Below are 19,819 nucleotides of genomic sequence, written 5' to 3' on the forward strand. Positions count from 1 at the left end.
GACCGGAGCATCTGAACATCACCGACAGCAACCGCAGGTTACGGAGAAAAGCTCATTGACCTGATTATTGGCGTGAGCGGCGCTATTTGCGGGCCGTCGCGGGTAGGACCGGGTCACTCGGCGGACGGCGGCGACGACCGGAAGGCGCCGTACGGCCGAGAAGGTTCACCTGTCGGTGTGATCGGACATCTTGTCCGCGTCCAGGGCCCGCTCGCCGCAGTACGCCGGTCGCGGGGAGCGGGCCCTGTTCTGCCGCCGGCCCGCGCCAGCCGCCTCCGTAGGAACAGTTCCAGCGGGAGGGGGGCGGCGCCCAGGGCGACCGCATCGGGGCCCAGGGTGCACAGTTCGATCGAGGTGGTCGCGAACGGATGCCTCAGGGCGTGCCCGCGGGCGGCCTCGCGGATGGCGTCCAGGTAGGTCTCGCCGAGGAGCAGGCCGGCCCAGCCGCCGAGGATGACGCGCTCGGGGTTGAGCAGGTTGACGAGCCCGCCGATGGCGGCGCCGAGGTAGCAAATGGTCTCCTCGACGATGCGGGCGCCGACGGTGCCCGGGGTGCCGGCCTCCAGGATCACGGCGGCCAGGGCGGACTCCTGGTCGGCCGCATTGACCGTCCCGCCGGCCTCGGTGTAGCGGGCGAGCATGGCCTCGGCGCCGACGTAGGCCTCCAGGCAGCCGACGTTGCCGCAGCGGCAGGTGCGGCCACCGACGACGACCGGGGTGTGGCACCTCGGGCCGCTGCTGGACGACGCCGGGCACGCCGATGCCCACGCCCAGGATCGCCTCGTGCGGGACGCCGCCGTCGGCGAGGACCGCCTCGATGCCGGCCAGGATCCGGGAGACGACCTCGGGCGCCGGGTGCCGGGCCGGGTCCAGCGGGAAGTCGGCCTTGGCCCGCTCGGTCATCGCCAGGTCGAACAGCTCGACCTGCACCCGGGTCTCCCCCACGTCCACGCCGACGACGTAGCCGTGCTCGGGGTTCACCTGCAGCGGCACCCTGGGCCGGCCGACCTCGGAGTCGACCGATCCGATCTCGGCGACGATCCCGTCGCGGATCAGCTCGCGGGTCACGTTGCCGACCGACGCCTGGCTCAGCCCGGTCGCCTCGGCGAGCTCCTGCCGGCTGCGCGGGCCGCTGAAGTACAGCGCCCGCAGCAGTGCCGAACGGTCGTCCCGGCGCAGCACCGTCGTGCTCGGGCTCGGCCTGGCGACGCTCATCCCCGACGACGGCGTCACCGCGGTGAAGGTGGCCGACGTCGGCGGGGTGCGGCTCGCCGGGTTCCTGGTGGACGCCGGGCCGGCCGAGTCGCCCGCGCTCGTCGAGATCGGTCCGCCCGGCTCCGCCGCCGACCACTCCGCCGACCCGACGAGCGTGCAGGACGTGTTCATCCGCATCGGCGGCGCCGGACCCGGCCGCGCCGACCACGGCCTGGTCGTCAACAGCGACGACGTGCTCATCGACCACACCTGGATCTGGCGGGCCGACCACGGCGACGGCGTCGGCTGGGAGACCGACCGCGCCGACCACGGCCTGGCCGTCAACGGCGACGACGTGCCGGCCGCCGGCCTGTTCGTCGAGCACTTCAACAAGTACGACGTGCAGTGGTACGGCGAGCGCGGCCGGACGATCTTCTTCCAGAACGAGAAGGCCTACGACGCGCCGAACCAGGCGGCGGTCCAGAACGGCTCCACCAGGGGCTACGCCGCCTATCGGGTCGCCGGCTCGGTGGACGTCCACGAGGCGTGGGGCGTCGGCTCGTACTGCAACCACAACGTCGATCCGACGATCCGGCAGGACCACGGCTTCCAGACCCCGGTCAAGCCGGGCATCAGGTTCCACCACGCGCTGGTGGTCTCGCTGGGCGGCAACGGCCAGTACGACCATGTGATCAACGACACCGGCGCGCCGACGTCGGGCACCTGCACGATCCCGTCCGTGGTCGTCTCCTACCCGTGACAGCGTCCCCGCGGGGCCCGGCGCAGCGGAAGGCGGACCGACCGCCCCCCCTGTCCGCCGGCCGCGCACGTCGGCCCGGACCCCGGCCGGGGTCCGGGCCGACGCCCGCTCCCGCTGCGGGCTCGTCGGCGGTCGACCGGCTGATCAGGGCGCATGTCCGGGCCCGGGCGGATTGGGGCCGGGCGGCCGGGGGTACTCATGGCGGGCACGGCCGTCGCGTCCGCGGGCGGGCGCGGCGACGGGGAGACGATCATCGGGGGGCGCCGTGCGGGTTCGCTGGCGGCAGCGTGTGCGGATGGTGCGCTGGCCTTTGGGCATGGGCCTGGCCGCGTGGCGGTGGCTGCGCGGCTCCCGGGGGGTGGCGCGGGGGCGGCTGCGCAGCAGCGTGGTCGCCGAGATCGAGCGCCTTCCGGACCGCGGCGGAGACCGGCTGCAGCATCCGCGGCAGGGCGCCGGGCCGGCGTTCCAGCGCCGCTACACCGTCCGGATCACCGGCGCCCCGCTGAGCGCCGAGCAGCTGATCGACCGCCTGTGCGAGGACATCAACGCCGCGTCGCCGGTGGAGATCGCCGTGTTCGACAAGACGTCCGGCGGCGCGCGGTGCCTGGACATCGGCGACGAGTACGACGTGCACATGCCGGGCCCGTGGAACTGCCCGGTGCGGGTGGTGGAGCGCCGGCCGCGGTCGTTCCGGTTCGCCACGCTGGAAGGCCACATCGAGGCGGGGGAGATCGAGTTCCGGGCGGCCGACGCCCCGGACGGCGACGTGGTCTTCACCATCGAGTCGTGGGCGCGCAGCGGCGGCCGCCTGGCGGACCTGCTGTACGACAGGCTGCGCATCGCCAAGGAGATGCAGCTGCACATGTGGACCCACTTCTGCTCGCGCGTCGCGGACCTGGCCGGGGGCCGGGTGGCCGGCGAGGTGGAGGTCCACACCGAACGGGCCGAGGTCGCCGGGGACAGCAGGTTCCACGCACAGCACCTGACCCGGTTCGCCGCGGCCGCCGTCACGCGGGTGTCCACCGCGGCGGCGCGGCTGCGCGGCGGCCGCCCGCTGCACCCCGACGGGCTGGTGTGCGACGCCGTCCTGCTGCTGCACGGCGCCTCCCGGCCCTGGGGCGTGCCGTTCCTGGACGACACGGCCGAGCTGCGGGGGGTGGCGCGGCTGTCGCGGTCGGTGGGGCTGCCTCCCCCGCTGCCGGACGTGCTGGGGCTGGCGCTGCGGTGGCGGCAGCCGGCGGGCGCCCCGCCGGACGGCGGGCCGGCCGCCGCGGAGCTGCTGCTGGCCAGCGCCGGGCAGGGCCTGCTCGGCCGCCATCTGCCGCGGCCGGCGTTCCGGTGGAGTCCGGGCTTCTACGGTTCCCTGCTGCCGTATGCGGCCGGCGACCGCCGCGTCTTCCTGGGCGCGGTCGCGCGGCGGCCCTGCGTCGTCCGCGCCGACGGCCTCTCGCTCGCCCGCGCCCTCGGGGAAGGCCCGGTGCCGCTGGACCTGGTCGTCGCGACCGAGTTCGGCGCGTGGGAGCGGTTCGGCGAGCTGCTGCTCACCGGTCCGGCGCGCGGCGACGACGGCGCGCCGATGCGGTTCGACCCGGTCCGGCACCCGATCCCCGGGCTGCCCCCGGCCGGGACGCTGCAGCAGATCCGGGGCCCCGCCTACGCCGCCGCCCACCGGGCCGCCGGCCCCCGCGACCGCGTCGCGTTCTGAGCGTCCCCCGCCAGGTGGAGAAGCTCGATGTCATGGGCGAGAACACGCGGATCCGGCGGCGGCTGCGGCGGCTGCACGCCGAGCTGCGGCACCGGCCGGTCAACTTCGATCCGGACGAGGCGCCCGGCGGCGCCGCGGACCCCGGCTGGCACATCGACGACTACCGGCAGCCCCTGCCCGCCGAGCCGCCCGGCCCGCCGGTGCCCGGCGGCAGCTGGGAGATCGCCCGCCGCCTCGTGCGGGACTACGAGTTCGCCGACCCGGCGTTCATCCGGCACGCCTACGGCGAGGGCCCGCCCGAGCCGGGCCGGGACATGCTGCTCCAGGGCCGGTTCTACGGGTTGCGGTTCTATCTCGGGGTACGGATCGGGGCGGTGGTCGACGGGGTCGTCGAGCAGGACGGGCGCCGGGCGCGGGTGTGGGGGTGGAACTACCGGACGCTGCAGGGGCATCTGGAACGCGGCCAGATGGACCAGGAGGTGCGCAAGTGGCTGGACACCGGTGAGGTGGAGTTCCGCATCCACGCCTTCTCCCGGATGGCGGACATCCCGAACCCGGTCGTGCGCCTCGGTTTCCTGCTGTTCGGCCGCGCCACGCAGGTCAGGTACCACAGGCGGGCCTGCCGCCGCATGGCGGAGCTGACCGGCGCCGCGCTGGCCGCGCGGCAGCGGACCCGCGGAGAACGGGCCCACGGAGGAGGATCGCACCGATGACCGCGCAACGCCACGTCTTCCCCTTCCGGTTCAGTCCGGCGTATCGGCTGGCGGCGCTGCCGTTCGGCGTCACGTCGTCGTCCGCGTGGGTCGTCGTGACGGACGTCGCGCTGCACATCCGGTTCGGGCCGTGGCGTCTCACCGCGGATCTGGACAACATCGCCGAGGCCGAGGAGGTGTCCGGGCCGTACGCCTTCGTCAAGACCGCCGGTCCGGCCCATCTCTCGCTCGCCGACCGCGGCATCACCTTCGCCACCAACCGCGACGGGGGCGTGTGCGTCCGCTTCCGCCACCCGGTGCCGGCGATCGACCCTTTGCACCTGATCCGCCATCCGACGGCGACGGTGACGGTGGCGCGCCCCGACCAGCTGCTGGCCCGGCTGCGGTAGCGCCGACGGGGCGCACCGTGCGCAGGCGGCGGGTCGGCGTGATGTCGCCGTTCGGACACCCCACCCCGCCGACCACACGGCGCAACGGTTCGATTACGATGCGTGTGTCGCCGTGGTCTGGAGGTCGCGCCGCGGCCGACGGGAGCACGAGGTGGGCGATGGGCGCGATGGAGGACTTCCTGCGGCTCCTCGGGCTGACCGCCCACGACGACCTGCCGCGTCCGGGCGGCGCCGGGCGGCCCGCGCCCCGGGCACCGGCCATGGCGCCGGCCGCCGCCCCCGGGAGACCGGCGGCGCCGGCGGCGCGGCGGCGCCGGCTGGAGCAGACCCTGCGGCGCCTGCCCGACCGCTACCGCGACCGGCTCGGCCTGGCGGACCTGCGGCCGGTCATGCGGGCCGCGGCCGGGGAACGCTGGGACACGGCCGTCGACCACCTGGTGGCGGCCCTGTGCCGGTGCGACGCGCCGATCACCGCCGCCGAGCGCCAGGAGCTGCGCGCCGTGCTGCGGGCCCTGGACCGGCCGACCGACCGGGTCGACGCCCTCCCCCGCCGGTGACCGGCGGCCGCGCGCGGCGCCCGGTCACGCGCGGGACACCGGCCGCGCGGGCCGCATGGCGCGGTGAATGCCGGGAATGTACGCCGGAGGCGGGGACCGTGCCCGGCCGCGGCCGCCCGTCCGGGGGACTGAGACCGATGGTGCCGAACCGGGACGACCAGCTGCTCGGCGAGCTGCTCGACAGCAGCCATGCCATCTCGATGCAGCAGATCCCCGTCGTGGTGGCCGACACCGCCGGCCGGGCCGGCTACCGGGACGCGGTCATCTTCCTCGCCGACATCCAGCAGAGCGTGCTGCGCCCGCTGCGGGGACGCGACGCGCAGGAGCCGCCGCACATCAGGTGCGCGCCCAGCGAGATCCGCGTCGAGGGCACCCTGGCCGGGCGGGCGTTCCAGAACGTCGCCGGCGTGCAGGGCCCCGCGGCCGACGGCGGCGGCACCGTGTGGTGGGTGCCGATCCTGGACGGCATCGAACGGCTGGGCGTGCTGGAGATCGTCGCGCCTCCCGGGGACGCAGACGTCTTGCCCTTCCTGTGGCGCCTGGCGGGGCTGGTGGGGCTGATGGTCGTCAGCAAGCGGGCGCTCAGCGACACCTATGCGCAGCTGCTGCGCACCCAGCCCATGACGGTCTCCGCCGAGATGCAGTGGCGGCTGATGCCGCCGCGGACCTTCGCCAACGACCGGGTGGTGATCGGCGCGCTGCTGGAGCCGGCCTACGAGCTCGGCGGGGACGCCTTCGACTACGGCCTGGCGGGCGACATCGTCCACCTGGCGATCTTCGACGCGATGGGGCACGACACCACCTCGGGGCTGACCTCCAACTTGGCCGTGGCGACCTGCCGCAACAGCCGCCTGCAGGGCGCCGACCTGCTGGAGACCGGCAAGGCGATCGAGGAGATCCTGGAGCGGCAGTTCGCCGCCACCAGCTACGTCACCGCGCTGCTGGCCCGGCTCGACTCGCGCACCGGCATGCTGACGTGGACCAACCACGGCCACCCGGCGCCGGTGGTGATCCGCAACGGCCGCTGGGTCACCATCCTGGAGTGCCCGCCGGCCGCCCCGCTGGGCACGGGGCTGGGCAACGACGCCGTGCTGTGCCAGGAGCAGCTGGAACCCGGCGACCGCATCCTGCTCTACACCGACGGCATCATCGAGGCCCGCAACAGCAGCGGCCAGGAGTTCGGCCTGCACCGCTTCGTCGACTTCATCATCCGCCACAACGCCGACGGGCTGCCGGTCCCCGAGACGCTGCGCCGCCTCGTCCGCAGCATCCTGGAGCACCACGCCGGCCGGCTCGACGACGACGCCAGCGTGCTGCTGCTGGAATGGCGGGGGCCGGACGGCCGCATCCCGCCGCGCGGACCCGCGCCCGGCCTCCGCGGCTCCTGGCCGGCCGCGGAGGCGTGACGGCCTGGAGACGTGACGGTGCGCTAGCGGTGCGCGGGGACGAGCTGGAGCCGCTCGCCGCGGCGCAGGTAGCGGACCCGGTGTTCGAGACCGCGCCGTTCCACCTCGCGTTCGAAGTCCGACAGGGGCGATTTCATCACGCTGTAGTCGTCGTAGTGGACGGGGACCGCGACGGCGCACCGCACCGTCTCCAGCCACTCGGCGCCCTGCCGCCCGTCCATAGTCACCGTCAGCAGGCCCAGCAGCCGGGTCCCGCCCAGGTGCACGATGCCGACGTCGATGTCGGGATGGCGGCGCGCGATCTCGGCGATCCCGTCGTACATCAGCGTGTCGCCGCTGATGTAGAGCCGCAGGCCGGGCGGGCCGCCGCGGGGGCCGAACTCCAGCAGCGAGCCCATCACCGGCGGAAGCAGGCGCCGCAGCCGGCCGGGCGCGTGCCGGCCCGGCATGGCGGTGAGGCGCACCATCCGGTCCCCCTTGACCAGTTCGTGCGGCTCCCAGGTGCGCAGCCCGATCGCCTGGCCGAAGCCGCGGGCGCGCAGGGTCCGCGCGGCGGCGACGGTGGTGAGGACGGGCAGGTCCCGGTCCAGGTTCCCCTCGGCCACCCGGTCCCAGTGGTCCTCGTGCAGGTGCGACAGCACCACGCCGTCGAGGTCGGGCAGTTCGTCCACCGTCAGGGCCGGGTCGCGCAGCCGCGTGGCGGTGATGCCGTAGCCGAGGTGGACGTGCTCGCCCCGGCGCAGGAAGTTCGGGTCGGTCAGCAGCGTGAAACCGCCGCAGCGGATGATGGTGGTGGCGTTGCCCACGAAGGTCACCGAGTCGCCGGACCGTGCGCCCGCCGTGTCGCCTGTCATGGCCTCCCCCTTGGGCCGTTCGGTCGCGTCCGCACCCCCTACCCCCGATCTCCGACATTTCACCCCGAGGCGGACACGGACGTGCACATCCGGCCTGGCGGGGTATGTGGGTTCGTCTCCGAGCGGCACCGGGGCGGGCCGGCCCCGGCTACCGGGACGTCCGGCACCCGAGACGAGCCGTTCGGCCCTTACCGCCCCGGGGGCCCGCCGGTGTACTGGGCGTGTGGTTCGGCACGAGGAGGCACCATGGAACCGACGCGGCCGCGGGTCCGGAACGTCTCCGAGACGCCGGCGGAGGACGTCCGCCGGGCCGTCGAGGCCGCGGTCTGGGCGCCGTCGGTGCACAACACCCAGCCGTGGATCTTCAGCCACCGCGGATCCCGCATCACGCTGCGCGCCGATCCGGACCGGCGGCTCGGCGTCGCCGACCCGACCGGCCGGGAGATGGTGATCAGCTGCGGCGCCGCCCTGCTCACCCTGCGGGTCGCGATCCGCCGGCTCGGCTACCGGCCGGAGGTGCGGCTCCTGCCGGACCCGGACCGGCCCAACCTGCTCGCCGACGTGATCCTCGGCGCCCGGATCCCCCCGGACGGCGACGACCGGCGGCTGTACGACCAGATCCGGCGGCGGCGCACGCACCGCGGCGGCTTCGCGCCCGGTGACGGCGTCTCCCCCGCCCTGCGGGCGAAGCTGCGGCTGGAGGCGCAGCGGGAGGGCGCCGGGCTGCCGGCCGTCGAGGACCCGCACGCCCTGCACTCCCTGGCCGCGCTGACGGAGGCGGCCGAGCACCTGCAGCAGCTCGACGCGCCGTACCTGCACGAGTCGGCCCGCTGGGCGCCCCGGCCGGGCAGCCCGCGGCCGGAGGGCGTGCACGAGGAGTCCTATCCGCGGCGGGAGCGGCGCACCGACCCCTACTTCCCCGGCCGCGACTTCTCCCGCGGCCAGGGCTGGGGCGCGCCGCCCGAACCCGCGCGGGAGGAGGTCACGGGCCTGGTGCTGCTGATCACCACGTCCGGGGACGCGCCGGACGACTGGCTGCGGGCCGGGCAGGCGCTGCAACGGGTCCTGCTGCGCGCGGCGCAGGACGACGTCTCGGCCGCCTTCCACACGCAGGCCCTGGAGATCCCGGAGCTGCGCGAGCTCGTCCGCCGCCGGTTCTGCGGCGGCCGGCACCCGCAGATGCTGCTGCGGCTCGGCCGGGCCGGGGCCGCGCGGCCGGGCGTGCGCCGCCCGGCCGAGCAGTCCATGGTCGAGGACTTCTGACGATGCCCGGCGGACGGGAGCGGATCCAGGTGCTGGACCGCGCGACGTGCCTGGCCCTGCTGGGCGGCGTCCCGATCGGCCGGGTCGCCTGGGCCGACGACCGGGGCCGGGTGACGGTGCTGCCGGTGAACTTCGTGCTGGACGGCGACTCCGTCGTCTTCCGCAGCTCCGCGGGCGCCAAGCTCGCCGCCGTCGCGTCGGGACGTCCGCTGACCTTCGAGGCCGACGACGTGGAGCCGGCCCTGCGATCGGGCTGGAGCGTCATGGCCGAGGGGTTCGCCACGGTCGTCACCGACCCCGCCGAGCTGCACCGCCTGGACTCCCTGCGGCTGGCGCCGTGGGCGCCGGAGCCCAAGCCCGTCTACGTGCGCATCGCGATCCGCCGCGTGTCCGGCCGCCGCCTGCCCCTGCACCCGGGCGGGGTGCACATCGAACACCTCCATTCGGGCGAGACGCCCACATGACGCCCGCAGGCCGGGGCCCGCGGACGGCGGAGAAGGCTTTCGGTCCGTCCGGGCAGGGAACAAAGCCCCTCCCGGACCGTTCCTCCGGCTTCTAGCGTCGGTGGGGACCGAGGGAGGAGTCCATGCGACGATCACATCCGGCACGCGACGGCGCCCGGCCGCGTCCGTTCACCCGGGTGCGCCCGTCCGTCCTGAGGCTCGTCCGGAGGCTCGGCTTCGGCCGCAGCGACCTGCGGCGTCCCGTCGACCGCGTGCAGCGCGCCGTCGGTGTCGCGCTCGTCGTCATGTTCCTGGCGCTGGCGGTGCCGCTGGCGTCCTGGGCGGCGGACCGCTCCTACCGGACCGGCCTGCGGGAGGAGGCCGCCCAGAAGGTCGGCCGGTACTCGGTCGCCGCCACGGTCCTGCGGCAGCCGGCGGACGCGGCGGCGAGCGACCAGTCGCCGGCCACGGTGCGGGCGCGCTGGAACGCACCGGACGGAACGCCCCGCACCGGGGAGATCCCGGCCTGGCCGTCCGCCGGGAAGGACGGCATCCGGCACATCTGGGTGAACGCCTCCGGAGACCTCGTCGGCCCGCCGATGCGGCGGGAGCAGGTCGTCGTGAACGCGGCGCTGACCGCCTGCTTCGCCGTCCTGGGCGCGGGCGCGCCGCTGGCGCTGGTGTACATGCTGACCCGGCGGGCGTGCGACCGCCGCCGCGCCGCGTCGTGGGACAGGGCCTGGGAGCGGCTCGACCGCCGCTACGCCGGCTGACCCTCGTTCGTCTCGTTCGTCGTCGTCTCGTTCGTCGTCTTGTGCGTCCGGTGCCGTTCGTCCGGTGCCGTTCGTCCGGTGCCGCGCCGGCCGTCCCGGTCGGTCACGCCTCGCCGGTCCCGCCCGTCCCGGCGAAGAGGGGCTGGACGACGGCGACCGAGCACGGCGCGTGCTGCAGCAGGGCGCTGCTGGTGGCGCCCAGCAGCAGCGGGTCCACGGTCCCCCGGCCCCGGTTGCCGACCACGACGAGATCGGCGTCGCCGGCCGCGTCGAACAGGGCCTCCCGGGGCGGGTCGAGCACCAGCGACGTCCACGCGTCGACCTGCGGGTAGCGCACCCGGTAGGGGGCCACGGCCCGCTCCAGCCGGGCGCCGCAGACCTGCTTGAGCTTCTCGTCGTCGTGGAACAGGTCCAGCTCCTCGCGCGGCACCGCGCCCGGCTCCCAGCAGCCGTACACCGCCAGCAGGCTCCAGCCGCGCAGGGCCGCCTGCTCGAACGCGAACGCCAGGGCCGCGTCGCCGCCCGGCGAGCCGTCGACCCCGGCGACCACGCGCCGGTGCCCGGTGGCGGGGGCGCGCACGACGACCACGGGGCGGCGGGCCCGGGCCGGCAGGTGCAGCGCCGTCGAGGCCACCGGCAGGCGGGCCTGCTCATGCGAGCCGATCACGATCACGTCGGCGTCGTCGCTCGCCGCCAGCAGCGCCGCGTACGCCGGTCCGTCCATCAGCCGCCCGGTGATCCGCACGCCGGGCGCGGAGCGCTCGGCCAGGGCCACGCCGCGGTCCAGGATGTGCCGGCCCATGCGCTTGACGATCGCCGCGCCCTCGTAGTCGATGTGGCTGATGGAGTACGGCCAGTGCCAGGAGTGCACGACGGTCAGCGGCAGCCGCCGCAGCCGGGCCTCCGTCGCCGCCCACCCCACCGCGTATGCGCTCTGCTTGGTGCCGTCGTAGCCGACGAGCACGTACGAGCCCCTGCCCATGGCCCCTCCCCGGTTCCGTACGCTTCTCCGTACGTTCCTCGTCCCATCGCATCCTCGTGTTCGAACGGCGTCCCAGAGGCGAAAGGCCCGAGGTGGGGGGACCTCCGCACGCCGTCGGCGCCCGCGGCCGACGGTGCGGGGGCGGGCCGGGACCTTCGTCCCTGCGGTGCGGGGCCAATGGCCGTCGTGCCGCCGGCGGGAGGCGGGAAGCATGTAGGTGACACCCACCGACGGCGCAGAGGAACCGCCGGACCGGGCCGGGACAGACGGTCGGCGAGGCCGCAAGACCCTCCGTCGTCAAGACGGATGACCCGGATTCCAGGCGCCCCGCGAGTGACCGCCGGTGGGTGCCGCTTGCGGAGCCGCTCCCCTCGGGGAGTCCCTCCCTCTTTGCGGGGCCTCTCCTTTCCACCTCGGGGACCTTCGCCCCTGCCGCCGCCCGCCTCCGGCTGATGTCGTTGTGACCGCTACGGCTTGCGGTCCGGGACGGCTCGGGCCGCCTTCGCGCCCCCTGGAGGAGAGTGATGTCGGCACCCATGACCGACGCGGGTGAGCACGCGCTGCTGCGCGACGGCTCGATGGTCCACATCCGGCCGCTGGCGCCGACGGACCGCGCGGCGCTGCACGCCCTGGTGGACCGGTTGTCCGAGCAGTCGGCCTACCTGCGCTTCTTCACCGGCGGCCGGCGCACCCCGCACGCCTACGTCGACCGGCTCACCGGCGGGGACTGGCACGGGCACGCCCTGGTGGCCTACATGAACGGGCAGGCGATGGGGCTGGCGGAGGCGATCCCCTCCGGCGGCGGCCGCGCCGAGATCGGGGTCCTGGTCGACGACCGGATGCACGGCCGCGGCCTGGGCACGCTGCTGCTGGAGCAGCTGGCGATCGAGGCGGGCGCCCGGGGGATCACCGAGTTCACCGCGGCCGTGCTGGCGGAGAACCGGGCGATGATGGAGATGCTGGTCACGGCCGGGTTCCGGCTGCAGCGGCGGTTCGGCGGCCGCGAGTACGACGTCAGCGTCCCGCTGGAGTGCACCGGCGAGCTGGTCGCCGCCATCGAGGCGCGCGAGCACACCGCCGGGGTGGCGTCGCTGAAGCGGGTGCTGCGGCCGTGGTCGGTGGCGGTGATCGGCGCCAGCCGCGACCCGCGGACCGTGGGCCACCGGATCCTGCGCAACCTGCTCGACGGCGGCTACTCCGGGGCGATCTACCCGGTCAACCCGCACACCGACGCCATCCTCGGGCTTCCCGCGTTCCCCACCGTGGCGGACATCCCCGGCGGGGTGTGCCTGGCGGTCGTGGCGACGCCCGCCGAGGCGGTGCCCAAGGTGGCCAGCCACTGCGCCGAGCACGGGGTGCAGGCGCTGGTGGTGGTCTCGGCGGGGTTCGCCGAGACGGGCCCCGAGGGCGCCCGCCGGGAGGCCGAGCTGCTGGCGATCTGCCGCAACGCGGGCATGCGCCTGGTCGGGCCCAACTGCCTGGGCATCGTCAACACCGCGGAGAACCTGAACGCCAGCTTCCTGCCCGCCATCCCGGCGCGCGGGCGGCTGGCGGTGATGTCGCAGTCCGGCGCGGTCGGCTCGGCGCTGCTGGAGCAGGCCGGCGCGACCGGGCTGGGGGTGTCCAGCTTCGTGTCGGCCGGCAACAAGGCCGACATCAGCGGCAACGACCTGCTGCAGTACTGGGAGGACGACCCCGACACCTCGGTCATCGCGCTGTACCTGGAGTCGTTCGGCAACCCGCGCAAGTTCGCCGCGCTGGCGCGCCGGATCGGGGCCCGCAAGCCGATCGTGGTGCTCAAGGCCGGCCGCTCGGACGCCGGCGGCCGCGCCGTCCGGTCGCACACCGCCGCCGCGGCCACCTCCGACATCGCCGTCGACGCGCTGCTGCGCCGCGCCGGGGTCGTGCGCGTCGAGACCGTGCGGGACATGCTCGACACCGCCCGCCTGCTGGCCTGCCAGCCGCTGCCGCGCGGCCGCCGCGCGGCCGTGGTCGGCAACTCCGGCGGGCCGGGCGCGCTGGCCGCCGACGCCTGCGCCGCGCTCGGCCTGCAGGTCCCCGAGCTGGCCGAGGCCACCCGCAGGGCGCTGCGCGAGGCGCTGAGCCCGTCGGCGGCCGTCGCCAACCCGGTGGACCTGACCGCCGACGGCGGCGCCGCGCAGCTCACCGAGGCGCTGCGGACGGTGCTGGCCGACCCGGGCGTCGACGCGGTCGTCGCCGTCTACACCCCGCCGTTCGGGTCCGGCCCCGAGGCGTCCAAGGCGGCGATCGCGGCGGCGGCGCGCGACGCGGACAAGCCGGTGCTGGCCTGCGTCCTCGGCGAGGACTCCCTGATCGACGACGGCCACGTGCAGGTCCCCGCCTACGCCTACCCCGAGCAGGCGGTCACGGCGCTGCGGCACGCGGTGGACCACGCCGAGTGGCGCGCCCGGCCCGCGTCCCCGGCGGCCGAGCCGGCCGGCATTCGGGCGGAGCGGGCGCGGGCGCTGATCGAGGAGGAGCTGCGGCAGGCCCCGTCGGGCCGCTGGCTGGCCCCGGAGACGGCGCAGCGGCTGCTGGGGCACTACGGCATCGCCATGGCCCAGACGATCGGCGTGGACGGGCCGGAGGGCGCCGTCGAGGCCGCCGCGCTGACCGGCTACCCGGTCGCGCTCAAGGCGGTGGGGCCGGCCCTGGTCCACAAGAGCGACGTCGGCGGCGTCCGGCTCGACCTGCGGACGCCCGAGCAGGTCCGGGACGCCTACCGGGACATGGCCGCCGCCCTCGGCGACGCGATGACCGGCGCCGTGGTCCAGCGCATGGCCGGCGAGGGCGTCGAGATCATCGTCGGCGCGCTGGAGGACCCCAGGTTCGGCCCGCTGGTCATGGTCGGCATGGGCGGGATCGCCGCCGACCTGCTCGGCGACCGGGTGTTCCGGGCGGCGCCGCTGCTGGACGGCGAGGCGGGCGAGATGATCCGCTCGCTGCGCTGCGCCCCGCTGCTGTCGGGCTACCGGGGCCGCCCGGCCGCCGCCGTGCCCGTCCTGGAGGACCAGCTGGTGCGGGTGTCCCGGCTGGTCGCCGACAACCCCGAGATCGCCGAGCTGGACCTCAACCCGGTGATCGTCACGCCGCGCGGCGCGGCGGCCGTGGACGTGCGCGTCCGCCTGGCCCCTCCCCCGCCGGCGCCGTCCCCGCTCAGCCGCGCTCTCGGCTGACCGACGGCCGTCCCCGCCGGGACCTTTGCCCCTACGGTGCCGTAGGCGGCGCCGAGGAGCATGAATACCGATGCGACGACGGCAGCGGACAGAGATGGAGAGACGGTGACCGTAGTGGACGGCCCTCCGGCGCAGGACCCGCCCCGTTTCGCGATGTCGCTCACGACCCTTCCCAGCGGGACCAGAGTGGTGGGCGTGTCCGGCGAAGTGGACATCGCCACCGCGGACGTCTTCGGCGACCTGCTGCTGGCCGCCCTGGACCTCGACCACCCGCATGTCGTGGTCGACGCCGAGCACCTGGAGTTCTGCGACGCCCAGGGGCTGCGCGCGCTGACGGCCGCCGCCGACCTCGCCGAGGCGCTCGGCGGCCGGGTCACGATCGTCAACGCCCGGCCGCTGGTGGTGCGGCTGCTGCGGATCACCGGGCTGTGCCGGCGGTTCGCGGTCAGGGCGGCCGCCGCCCAGCCGAACTGACGCCCGCCGGCGGCCGGAGCCGGCGGGCGACGCGGAAGAGGAAGAAAGGACGACATGAACCGCAACGCCAGGGGCGCCCGCGGCATCGGCGACGGCCTCCGGGACCTGGTCGACCGGGCCGTGCTCACCGTCATCACGGCCGTCCTCTTCCCCCAGCCGCACGGCCGGCTCAGGCGGCCGGCCGCCTACGGCCGGGCCGTCGGCAGGGCCGGCGTCCCGCCGACCGCACCGCCGAAGGACGAAGCGGCCGTGCCGCCGCGTCGCCGTCTCGAACTGGTGCCGCCGCCACCGGAGCACGCCGGGCCCGCGCGCGGCTCCCGCGGCACCTCGCCCAGGCCCCGGCTGCGTGTCGTGCCGAGGTCGGGCGCCGCGCCGGAGCACCCGGTGCACGCGCCGTCGGACCGGCGCTGACGAACCGGGCACGCCCCCTGGGAGGGGGTTTCAGATCACGGGGGCGCCCGCGGCGGTGTCGACGTCCACGGTGATGTGCGGCAGGTCCAGCAGCGAGTTGTGCACCGTGCAGCGGTCGATGGCGTCCCGCAGCCCGGCCGCGCCCGTCTGCGACAGGCCGTGCGGCGGACGCACGCTGAGGTCGATGCGGGCCACGTGCGGCCGCGTTCCGGCGTTCATGACGAACCGCCCCCTGACCTCCAGGCCGTCGGCGGGGATGCCGCGGTCGCGCAGATGGCGCCGGCCGTGGTAGGCGGCGCAGGCGGCCAGGCTCGCCACGAACAGCTCGACCGGCGTCGGGCCGTCGTCCGTGCCGCCGAGCGCGAACGGCTGGTCCACGCAGACGACGTGCCCGCGGACCAGGACGGCGAACGCGTCCCCGGAGCGGTGGACCACGGTGATCTCGTTCATGGCGTACCCCCAGGCGGTGGCGTTGCAGCAGTACCTCCAGGCTTCCCGCCGCCGGTCCCCGTCCGAAGGGGCGAAGGTCCCGCGTGCCGGGGCCGCCCGGCACTGCCGGCGGGGCCGCGCCGCCGCGAGGCTGGATGGCGATCGGGAGGTTCACCTTGAACGCCACGCCGGGGCCCCGCGCCGAGCTGAATGGTCATCGGTGCCCGCGGGCACTGCGAGCACGGCGATCCGCTCGGCGGGCAGACCGTGCCCGCGGTGCTGATCCGGGCCGCCTGCGAGGCGGTGGTCTGCGCGGACCACGCCCGCGAGCCGCCGGCCGGTGTGACGCCGGTGCCGCCGCGAAGCGCGCATGGCCGCCCGTCCTCCGGGAAGGTGACCCGGCGGGCGGTCCCGCGGCCGGAAGGCCGGCGCGGCCGGGCCGGAGACCCACGACAGGCCCCGGGAGGGGACATGCGACGACGCAAGGTCGCCGACGTCATGACCACGCAGGTGGTGACCGTCGCCGAGGAGACGCCCTTCATCGAGATCGTGGAGGCCATGGCCGAGCACGGCATCCACGCCGTGCCCGTGGTCGGCCGCGGCGGCCGGGTGACCGGCATCGTCACCGACGCCGACCTGCTGCGCAAGCAGGAGTACAAGGATGCGGAGGGCCCGCGGACCCTGCTGGAGGCGCTGCGGCGGCGCCGGGTGCACGCCAAGGCCGACGCCGTGGACGCCCGGGGCCTGATGACCGCCCCCGCCGTCACGGTGCCGCAGGACGCCTCGGTGGCCGAGGCCGCCCGGCTGCTGGCCCGGCACGGGTTCAAGCAGGCCCCGGTGGTGGACGCCGACGGCCGCCCGGCCGGCATCGTCACCCGGGCCGACCTGCTGCGCGTGTTCCTGCGCTCCGACGACGAGATCCGCGACGAGATCATCCGCGAGGTGCTGGTGGACCGGCTCTGGCAGGACCCGTCGCAGGTCGCCGTCCGCGTCCAGGACGGGGTGGTGCAGCTGACCGGGCGGGTCGACCGGCGCAGCATGATCCCGGTCCTGGTCCGGCTGGCCGCGGCCACGGAGGGCGTGGTGGACGTGCAGGAGCTGCTCTACTACAAGCAGGACGACACCATTCCGGAGTCCTACCGCCGGGTGTGAGGGCCCGGGCGGTCAGCCGGCGACCAGGACGGCGGCGCCCTGGACCCGGTCGGCGGCCAGGTCGGCCAGGGCCCGGTCGGCGTCGGACAGCTCGTAGGGCGCGCAGGTCACGCGCAGCGGCAGCCGTCCCGCCAGCCGCAGGAACTCCTCCCCGTCCGCCCTGGTGTTGGAGGTGACCGACCGGACCTGCCGCTCCTGGAACAGGTGGCGCCGGTAGTCGAGCGGCGGCACGTCCGTCAGGTGGATCCCGGCGATCGCGAGGGTGCCGCCCCGGTCCAGCCGCTCCAGGGCGACCGGGACCAGCTCGCCCGCCGGGGCGAACACGATCGCCGAGTCCAGCGGCTCGGGCGAGGGGTCGAACGAGTCGCCCGCGGACGCGGCGCCCAGCGACCTGGCCAGGGTGCGGGCGGCCGCCGCCCGGGTGAACACGTGCACGGTCGCCCCCTCGGCCAGCGCGATCTGGGCGGTCAGATGCGCGGATGCGCCGAAGCCCCAGATGCCCAGCCGCCCGCCCGGCGGCAGCGCGGCGCGGCGCAGCGCCCGGTAGCCGATGATGCCGGCGCACAGCAGCGGCGCCACCTCCAGGTCGCCGCGGTGCGCGGGCAGGTCGTAGACGTAGGCGTCGCGCGCGATCGTGTACTCGGCGTATCCGCCGTGGGCGTCCCAGCCGGTGTAGGACGAGTCCGGGCACAGGTTCTCGGCGCCGCGGCGGCAGTACCGGCACGCGCCGCAGGTGCCGCGCAGCCACGCCGCGCCGACCCGGTCGCCCGGCGCGCGGCGGCAGCCCGGGCCCGCCGCGACCACCTCGCCGACGATCTCGTGCCCGGGGGTCACGCCCGGCAGGTGCACCGGCAGGTCGCCCTCGGCCACGTGCAGGTCGGTGCGGCACACCCCGCACGCCCGGACCCGAAGCAGCAGCTCACCGGGGCCGGGCTCGGGGACGTCCCGTTCCACCCGCCGCAGCGGCCCGGTCGCGATCGGCCCGGGCTCCGGCACGCTCCACGCCCGCATCACCGTCTCCTCCCAAGGACCGCGATGCCCGGTTTTCGCGCGGCTGACACGGCCTCGCGGTCCGCCCGGCGCCGCACGGCGGAGAATGCGCCATTTTTGTCCGGGTATGCGAATTTTCGCGTGCCATGGTGCCCATGCGACGCGACGGTGGACGGGGGGACGATGATCAGCAGGCGAAGCGTGCTGCGGGCGGGGGCGGCGGGCGGGGCGGGCCTCCTCCTGCCCGCCGCGGCGGCCGCGCGGACCGGTGCGGGCAGGGCCGCCCCGCTCGACCCCGCGAAGATCGAAAAGTACGCGGCCGAGCTGGTGATACCGCCGGTGATGCCGCCGGACCGCCGCGGCGGCACCGACCGGTACACCATCGCCGTGCGCCAGTTCCGCCAGCGGCTGCTCCCGCCGGGCAGCCCGGCGACGACCGTGTGGGGGTACGGGTCCCCCCGGCACCCGGAGACGTTCCACTACCCCGCCCACACCATCGAGGCGCAGACCGACCGGCCGGTCGAGGTGCGATGGGTCAACCAGCTGGTGGACGCCCGGGGAAGGCACCTGCCGCACCTGCTGCCGGTGGACCCCACGCTGCACTGGGCCAACCCGCCGGGAGGCGCGTCGGGGCGCGACTCCCGCCCCTCCTTCACCTCGACGCCCGGCCCGTACACCGGGCCGGTGCCCATCGTGACGCACCTGCACGGAGGGCTGAACGACGAGGAGAACGACGGGTACCCCGAGGCGTGGTACCTCCCGGCCGCGCGCGACATCCCCCGGGGCCACGCCTCCGCCGGGTCCTTCTACGAGGAGTTCAGACGCAAATCCGAGGCCGGCAACGGAACGCGCTGGGGCCGCGGGGACGCGGTGTTCCGCTACGGCAACCGCGGCCGGCCCGCCGCGCTGTGGTTCCACGACCACTGCCTGGGCATCACCCGCCTGAACATTTACGCCGGCCTGGCGGGCTTCTACCTTCTGCGCGGCGGGCCCGCGGACCTCGGGCGGGACGTGCTCCCCGGTCCCGCGCCGCGACCCGGCGACCCGCCCGGCACGCGGTACTACGAGATCCCCATCGTCATCCAGGACCGGTCGTTCAATACCGACGGGAGCCTGGCCTATCCGGCGAGCCGGGCCGCGTTCGACGGGTTCAAGGGGCCCTACGCGCCGGCGAGCGACATCTCCCCCATCTGGAACCCCGAGTTCTTCGCCGACACGATGCTCGCCAACGGCCGGACCTGGCCGGTGCTGCCGGTCGAACCGCGCCGCTACCGGTTCCGCCTGCTCAACGGCTGCAACGGGCGCACGCTGATCCTGAAGATCGTCACCGATCCGCTGGCGCGCCGCCCCGCGTCCGCCGCGCTCACCCCGTGGCAGATCGGCGGCGACGCCGGCTTCCTGCCGGCGCCCGTCCGGCTCGACCGGCTGCTCATCGCGCCCGCCGAACGCGCCGACGTCATCGTCGACTTCACCGGCCTGCCCGCCGGCACCGAGCTGTACCTGATCAACGAGGGGCCGGACACGGTCTTCAAGGGCGGGACCGACTTCGCGCCCGCGAACCCGCGGACCACCGGGCAGGTCATGAAGTTCGCGGTGCGCCCCCTCACCGCCCCGGACCGGTCGACGCCTCCCGAGCAGCTCACGCTCCCGGCGTTCCAGCCGCTGGGCGCGGCCCGCCGCACCCGGCGGCTCTCCCTGAGCGAGGCGGACTCCGCCCGGCTGAAAGGCGTCGGCCCCAGGGCGGCGTTCCTCGGCACCCTGGACCGCGCCGGCAGGCCGGTCCCCCTGACCTGGGACGCGCCCGTCACCGAGGACCCGGTGGCGGGAACGACCGAGATCTGGGAGATCCACAACACCACGCCGGACGCGCACCCCATCCACATCCACGAAGTCCACTTCCAGGTCGTCGACCGGCAGCGGACCGGGCGGCGGGCCCGGGCCCCGGAGGCGTGGGAGCGGGGCCCCAAGGACACCGTGCTCGCCCTCCCGAACGAGATCACCCGCGTCAAGGCGCGGTTCGACCGGGCGGGCCGGTTCGTGTGGCACTGCCACCTGCTGGAGCACGAGGACAACGAGATGATGCGGCCGTACCTCATCCGCGCGGCCCGCTGACGCGGCCGGCCGCCG

Annotated in this window: 19 protein-coding genes; 14 read left to right on the forward strand and 5 right to left on the reverse strand. The window is 75.5% G+C overall.

Annotation, left to right across the window (positions count from 1 at the left end):
* Nucleotides 1-113 precede the first annotated feature (113 nt).
* The gene (locus tag ABD879_RS20135) at nucleotides 114-668 is read right to left on the reverse strand and encodes an ROK family protein (protein ID WP_345023075.1); all 555 of its coding nucleotides are present in this window, start codon (nucleotides 666-668) and stop codon (nucleotides 114-116) included.
* A gap of 401 nt (nucleotides 669-1,069) precedes the next feature.
* Here ABD879_RS20135 and ABD879_RS20140 point away from each other — a divergent pair, with 401 nt between their 5' ends.
* From ABD879_RS20140 to ABD879_RS20165, 6 genes are all read left to right on the forward strand, one after another.
* Nucleotides 1,070-1,954, forward strand: a complete 885-nt coding sequence (locus tag ABD879_RS20140) for a hypothetical protein (RefSeq protein WP_345023040.1) — start codon at nucleotides 1,070-1,072, stop codon at nucleotides 1,952-1,954.
* A gap of 295 nt (nucleotides 1,955-2,249) precedes the next feature.
* Nucleotides 2,250-3,659 (forward strand): DUF1990 family protein, encoded by a 1,410-nt coding sequence (locus ABD879_RS20145; RefSeq protein WP_345023041.1) that lies wholly within the window; start codon nucleotides 2,250-2,252, stop codon nucleotides 3,657-3,659.
* A 14-nt stretch (nucleotides 3,660-3,673) separates the two neighbouring features.
* Entirely contained in the window at nucleotides 3,674-4,372 is a 699-nt protein-coding gene (locus tag ABD879_RS20150) for a DUF1990 family protein (protein WP_345023042.1), read from the forward strand.
* On the forward strand, nucleotides 4,369-4,761 hold the full coding sequence (locus tag ABD879_RS20155; protein WP_345023043.1) for a hypothetical protein: 393 nt from the start codon (nucleotides 4,369-4,371) through the stop codon (nucleotides 4,759-4,761). Before ABD879_RS20150 ends, ABD879_RS20155 begins: the two co-directional genes overlap by 4 nt.
* A gap of 158 nt (nucleotides 4,762-4,919) precedes the next feature.
* On the forward strand, nucleotides 4,920-5,318 hold the full coding sequence (locus tag ABD879_RS20160; protein ID WP_345023044.1) for a hypothetical protein: 399 nt from the start codon (nucleotides 4,920-4,922) through the stop codon (nucleotides 5,316-5,318).
* A 137-nt stretch (nucleotides 5,319-5,455) separates the two neighbouring features.
* Nucleotides 5,456-6,724 carry a PP2C family protein-serine/threonine phosphatase gene (locus tag ABD879_RS20165; protein WP_345023045.1) on the forward strand — a complete coding sequence of 423 codons (1,269 nt, stop codon included), beginning with the start codon at nucleotides 5,456-5,458 and terminating at the stop codon, nucleotides 6,722-6,724.
* A gap of 23 nt (nucleotides 6,725-6,747) precedes the next feature.
* Here ABD879_RS20165 and ABD879_RS20170 read toward each other — a convergent pair whose 3' ends face one another.
* Nucleotides 6,748-7,578 (reverse strand): MBL fold metallo-hydrolase, encoded by an 831-nt coding sequence (locus ABD879_RS20170; protein WP_345023047.1) that lies wholly within the window; start codon nucleotides 7,576-7,578, stop codon nucleotides 6,748-6,750.
* A 246-nt stretch (nucleotides 7,579-7,824) separates the two neighbouring features.
* Here ABD879_RS20170 and ABD879_RS20175 point away from each other — a divergent pair, with 246 nt between their 5' ends.
* The 3 genes from ABD879_RS20175 (at nucleotide 7,825) to ABD879_RS20185 (ending at nucleotide 10,057) form a co-directional block, all read left to right on the forward strand.
* Nucleotides 7,825-8,841 carry an Acg family FMN-binding oxidoreductase gene (locus ABD879_RS20175; protein ID WP_345023048.1) on the forward strand — a complete coding sequence of 339 codons (1,017 nt, stop codon included), beginning with the start codon at nucleotides 7,825-7,827 and terminating at the stop codon, nucleotides 8,839-8,841.
* 2 nt (nucleotides 8,842-8,843) lie between these two features.
* Nucleotides 8,844-9,305 carry a pyridoxamine 5'-phosphate oxidase family protein gene (locus ABD879_RS20180; protein WP_345023049.1) on the forward strand — a complete coding sequence of 154 codons (462 nt, stop codon included), beginning with the start codon at nucleotides 8,844-8,846 and terminating at the stop codon, nucleotides 9,303-9,305.
* A gap of 122 nt (nucleotides 9,306-9,427) precedes the next feature.
* Nucleotides 9,428-10,057 carry an Rv1733c family protein gene (locus ABD879_RS20185; protein ID WP_345023050.1) on the forward strand — a complete coding sequence of 210 codons (630 nt, stop codon included), beginning with the start codon at nucleotides 9,428-9,430 and terminating at the stop codon, nucleotides 10,055-10,057.
* A gap of 103 nt (nucleotides 10,058-10,160) precedes the next feature.
* On the opposite strand, the gene ABD879_RS20190 is transcribed toward ABD879_RS20185, so the two are convergent.
* Nucleotides 10,161-11,039 (reverse strand): universal stress protein, encoded by an 879-nt coding sequence (locus ABD879_RS20190; protein WP_345023051.1) that lies wholly within the window; start codon nucleotides 11,037-11,039, stop codon nucleotides 10,161-10,163.
* Between the two features lie 524 nt (nucleotides 11,040-11,563).
* On the opposite strand from ABD879_RS20190, the gene ABD879_RS20195 reads away from it, so the two are divergent.
* From ABD879_RS20195 to ABD879_RS20205, 3 genes are all read left to right on the forward strand, one after another.
* Nucleotides 11,564-14,236 (forward strand): bifunctional acetate--CoA ligase family protein/GNAT family N-acetyltransferase, encoded by a 2,673-nt coding sequence (locus ABD879_RS20195; protein ID WP_345023052.1) that lies wholly within the window; start codon nucleotides 11,564-11,566, stop codon nucleotides 14,234-14,236.
* 153 nt (nucleotides 14,237-14,389) lie between these two features.
* A complete protein-coding gene (locus ABD879_RS20200) occupies nucleotides 14,390-14,710 on the forward strand; it encodes an STAS domain-containing protein (protein WP_345023076.1) in 321 nt (106 codons plus the stop codon).
* A gap of 54 nt (nucleotides 14,711-14,764) precedes the next feature.
* The gene (locus ABD879_RS20205) at nucleotides 14,765-15,121 is read left to right on the forward strand and encodes a hypothetical protein (RefSeq protein ID WP_345023053.1); all 357 of its coding nucleotides are present in this window, start codon (nucleotides 14,765-14,767) and stop codon (nucleotides 15,119-15,121) included.
* A gap of 30 nt (nucleotides 15,122-15,151) precedes the next feature.
* Here the strand turns inward: ABD879_RS20205 and ABD879_RS20210 are convergent, their stop codons facing one another.
* Nucleotides 15,152-15,571 (reverse strand): OsmC family protein, encoded by a 420-nt coding sequence (locus ABD879_RS20210; RefSeq protein ID WP_345023054.1) that lies wholly within the window; start codon nucleotides 15,569-15,571, stop codon nucleotides 15,152-15,154.
* A 450-nt stretch (nucleotides 15,572-16,021) separates the two neighbouring features.
* Here ABD879_RS20210 and ABD879_RS20215 point away from each other — a divergent pair, with 450 nt between their 5' ends.
* Nucleotides 16,022-16,702 carry a CBS domain-containing protein gene (locus tag ABD879_RS20215; RefSeq protein WP_345023055.1) on the forward strand — a complete coding sequence of 227 codons (681 nt, stop codon included), beginning with the start codon at nucleotides 16,022-16,024 and terminating at the stop codon, nucleotides 16,700-16,702.
* Between the two features lie 12 nt (nucleotides 16,703-16,714).
* Here the strand turns inward: ABD879_RS20215 and ABD879_RS20220 are convergent, their stop codons facing one another.
* On the reverse strand, nucleotides 16,715-17,713 hold the full coding sequence (locus ABD879_RS20220) for a zinc-binding alcohol dehydrogenase family protein (RefSeq protein WP_345023056.1): 999 nt from the start codon (nucleotides 17,711-17,713) through the stop codon (nucleotides 16,715-16,717).
* A gap of 162 nt (nucleotides 17,714-17,875) precedes the next feature.
* Here ABD879_RS20220 and ABD879_RS20225 point away from each other — a divergent pair, with 162 nt between their 5' ends.
* The gene (locus ABD879_RS20225) at nucleotides 17,876-19,804 is read left to right on the forward strand and encodes a multicopper oxidase family protein (RefSeq protein WP_345023057.1); all 1,929 of its coding nucleotides are present in this window, start codon (nucleotides 17,876-17,878) and stop codon (nucleotides 19,802-19,804) included.
* The last annotated feature ends 15 nt before the right edge of the window (nucleotides 19,805-19,819 follow it).

Origin of the sequence: Actinomadura keratinilytica, from assembly GCF_039539665.1 — a bacterium.
Taxonomy (GTDB): Bacteria; Actinomycetota; Actinomycetes; order Streptosporangiales; family Streptosporangiaceae; genus Spirillospora; species Spirillospora keratinilytica.